This is a genomic window from Alkaliphilus pronyensis (assembly GCF_009017275.1).
In the GTDB taxonomy this organism is placed as follows: Bacteria; Bacillota; Clostridia; order Peptostreptococcales; family Natronincolaceae; genus Alkaliphilus_C; species Alkaliphilus_C pronyensis.
The window spans coordinates 1-3,507 of the sequence record NZ_WBZC01000020.1 but is presented as its reverse complement, the minus strand read 5'-3'; the positions used below and the strand labels follow the sequence as shown (position 1 = coordinate 3,507).

The window sequence follows — 3,507 nt, the reverse complement described above, 5'->3', positions numbered from 1 at the left end:
ACATTATGATAATTTTATGAGGCTCTTTAGTTTATATAAATTGAAAGAAATAAAAAGCACGCTAAACTTAACTGGTAATGGGGCAAACCAAGGGGACGGTTCTCGTGGTTGGCAAATGTATAATACTCGTGGATAGAGAAAGTGTACTAGAGACAAGTAATGAGATATATCAAAGTAGCGAGTACTATTACCCACCTTTCGTAATTACTACAAAAGAATGGTATATTATTTAAAGTGGTTAATTTTAAACGTAAAAAATATATTTAATAAAGACGTGGGGACGTTTCATTCTTCTTGTTGGTAAGAGCTTATATTAATTGTAAAGACCGGACAATTTTTAGGATAAATCTATTATTAAGATTAATGGGCAAACACATAATAGGTTAGATAATATGCATTAAAAATATAACATATGAGAAAACGCTAGACAGATGAAACTTCCCTCTGCCTGGTGCCCCTGCTGCTAGAAGCTTCATATCATTTAATTTTCAAGGTGTGGAATATTAAATAAAAAATTAATGCTATAATTTAGTAAACACTTGTAAAATATAACGAGTTAAATGGAGGATATTATGGTAAGAAAGTATAAAGTAATAACCTTGTGCGGGAGTACGAGATTTAAAGATGAGTTCTTGAAAGTGCAAAAACAATTAACTCTAGAAGGGAATATTGTTATTTCAGTAGGATTGTTTGGACACACTGATGGTGAATTTAAAAATGTCATCACACCTGAAATTAAAGTAATGCTTGACGATATGCATAAAGGAAAAATCGATATGTCTGATGAAATTTATGTGATTAACAAAAACGGATATATAGGCGAAAGTACTAAAAGGGAAATAGAATACGCTATAAAGACTGGAAAAAGCGTTAACTACTTAGAGTAATAATGTTTAGTCTGTTTCGCAATATTCTTAATGTGTGTAATAATGAAAGCCTAAAATGGCTTTCCTCACTGAATATATATACATATACCTAAATATGTTTGTAGATTATTTAGTTACGGTTAACCTTATCATAATTTGCGGGATCTTTTGGCAAAACGTGTAATTACAATGGATATAGGAGTTTAGGATGTGTTGCGGTTATTTACTTAACCTGAGATATTTAAAGGTAATTTACTTAGTAAATATGGTAAGGAGAATATCAACTCTGATATTATACAATTGAAATAAAGTCAAAATATTCATGATATAATAAATACATAATAATTAAGCTTTAATAAGTGGAGGTGTTACATTGATAAGAAAGATTATTGAAACAATTAAACACGGCGAAGGGCTAAAGATTGAATTCAAAGAAAGTAAAAATAGATTAAATAAAGATGTCTATGAAACAGTTTGTGCATTTTTAAATAGAAGTGGTGGAGAACTATTCTTAGGAGTTAAAGATGATGGCGAGATTGTAGGTGTTGATGAAGGTTCAATTAGTCAAATTAGAAAAGACTTTGTAACATCTATGAATAATGGGAATAAAATAAGTCCAACCTACTACTTGTCCATTGAAGAAATAAAAATTCAAGATAAAACTATACTATACATTTTCGTGCCTGAAAGCTCTCAGGTACATCGCTGCAACGGAAGAGTTTTTGATAGAAATGATGATGGCGATCTCAATATAACAGATCATACAAACCAAGTAGCAGCACTTTACGAGAGAAAACAAAGAACTTACTCTGAAAATAGAGTATATCCTTATTTGACTATTAATGATCTTAGAAAAGATATTATAGCTAGAGTTAGGAAGTTGGCAATAAATCAAAGATTAAATCATCCATGGGAAAACCTTAGTGATATAGAACTTCTTAAGAGTGCGGGATTATATATTAAGGATTATCAAAAGGGTGAAGAAGGATTTACCTTGGCATCAGTACTGTTGCTTGGAAAAGATGAAGTTATTCAGTCGGTTATACCATATCATCGAACGGATGCAATTCTAAGAAAAGAAAATATTGATAGATATGATGATCGTGAGGATATCAGAACAAATCTTATTGAAAGTTATGATCGATTAATGGCATTTGTTGCAAAGCATTTACCAGATAAGTTTTACCTAGAGGCAGATCAGAGAATTAGTATTAGAGATCATATATTTAGAGAAGTAGTTTCAAATATTCTAATTCATAGAGACTATGGTAATCCATATCCCGCTAAGTTAGTTATAGGTAATAATGAAATTTATACTGAAAATAGTAATAAGCCACATGGTCATGGCTTAATTGATCCAAACAACTTTTCACCATATCCAAAGAATCCTGTTATAGCTAGATTTTTCAAGGAGATTGGATGGGTTGATGAGCTAGGGTCAGGTGTCAGAAAAATTCATAAATATAGTAGATTCTACTTTGGTTTTGACGCCAAAATTATTGAGGAAGATATATTTAGAATTATACTTCAGACTTCTACATCTAAATTTGGAAATAAAGGCGAGCGATATGATGAGCGTATTATGAGCGGATATGAGCGTATCATGAGCGATTTTAATAAGAATGAAAAAGAAATCATCATTTTTCTAATGGAGAATGATAAGATTACTAATAAATTAGCAGTTGAGGTAACAAAGTTGTCTCCATCGCATGTAAGAAGGATTTTTAAATCATTGCAGGAAAAAGGATTGATTGTTGCTAGAGACCGTGGTAGAAATAGATACTATACATTAAAACCGATTGAAGAGAATTAAATATTTAATTAGAGCTAGCATACTGTGAGGTTTAACTATGGATTATAAAACATTAAATAGTAATTACAAGAAGATAGTAGAAGAAAATAAAAAACTAAAAAAAGAAATTACATACTTTAAAGTATACTAGAATATGCGGCTATAGATGTAGATTATAGTCCAGAGGTTATTTCAAATGATCATGAGAATGTCATAGATGTTAGTTTCTCAGATGAACCAAATCAAGTGAATGACCAGAGTACGCCAAAGGAAAAGATTGAACTCTTTAAAGAAATGTTTGCAGGAAGAAAAGATGTTTATGCAAAAAGATGGAGTAGTAAAAAAGGCAATTCAGGATACTCGCCTGTCTGTTTCCTAATCAAGATACAATGCCAAAGGGAGGTTTTGGAAACCTAATAGCATTACCACTTCAAAAAGAGACCAGAAAACATGGTAATAGTGAATTTGTTGATGAGAATTTTCAGTCATACGATGACCAATGGGCGTATTTAAACAATATTAGGAAAATGAATGAAGAAGAAGTAGGAAAAGGCATATTAAATTTATGCAATGGTAACGAATATGGTGACCTGAAAAAAGAAGAACTAGAAGAGAAACCATGGTTAAGAAATAAGAAAAGTAAATATGAACTATCCCAAAAAGATTTCCCAATGGAAGGCGGGATAGTATTAGCAAATATGATTTAAAACCAAGGGGACGGCAGACTGCGGAATACTAGAAGTGTTTAAGTCACTTATATGCTTAAGGGCCAATACTTTTTTGTGAAGATAATCAGGAAGAATAGCTGCCCCCAACCTTATTCCTGGCATAAAGGTTTTTGAGAAGCTA

At 31.5% G+C, this 3,507-nt stretch carries 4 protein-coding genes; all 4 read left to right on the top strand.

The genetic code is table 11. The annotated features are described in order from the left end of the window. Window positions 1-572 precede the first annotated feature (572 nt). A complete protein-coding gene (locus F8154_RS06635; protein WP_151860827.1) occupies window positions 573-887 on the top strand; it encodes a hypothetical protein in 315 nt (104 codons plus the stop codon). 352 nt (window positions 888-1,239) lie between these two features. Then, a complete protein-coding gene (locus F8154_RS06630; protein WP_151860826.1) occupies window positions 1,240-2,679 on the top strand; it encodes an RNA-binding domain-containing protein in 1,440 nt (479 codons plus the stop codon). A gap of 273 nt (window positions 2,680-2,952) precedes the next feature. Further along, window positions 2,953-3,075: a TOTE conflict system archaeo-eukaryotic primase domain-containing protein gene (locus tag F8154_RS15670; RefSeq protein ID WP_408609008.1), complete on the top strand. Its 123-nt coding sequence runs from the start codon at window positions 2,953-2,955 to the stop codon at window positions 3,073-3,075. Then, window positions 3,048-3,365 (top strand): TOTE conflict system archaeo-eukaryotic primase domain-containing protein, encoded by a 318-nt coding sequence (locus tag F8154_RS06625; RefSeq protein ID WP_151860825.1) that lies wholly within the window; start codon window positions 3,048-3,050, stop codon window positions 3,363-3,365. The genes F8154_RS15670 and F8154_RS06625 overlap by 28 nt, the downstream gene beginning before the upstream one ends. Window positions 3,366-3,507: the final 142 nt, after the last annotated feature.

Coding starts and splice junctions, on each gene's coding strand:
- F8154_RS06635 (WP_151860827.1), top strand. CDS start 573: ATGGTAAGAAAGTATAAAGTAATAACCTTGTGCGGGAGTACGAGATTT.
- F8154_RS15670 (WP_408609008.1), top strand. CDS start 2,953: ATGTTTGCAGGAAGAAAAGATGTTTATGCAAAAAGATGGAGTAGTAAA.
- F8154_RS06625 (WP_151860825.1), top strand. CDS start 3,048: ATGCCAAAGGGAGGTTTTGGAAACCTAATAGCATTACCACTTCAAAAA.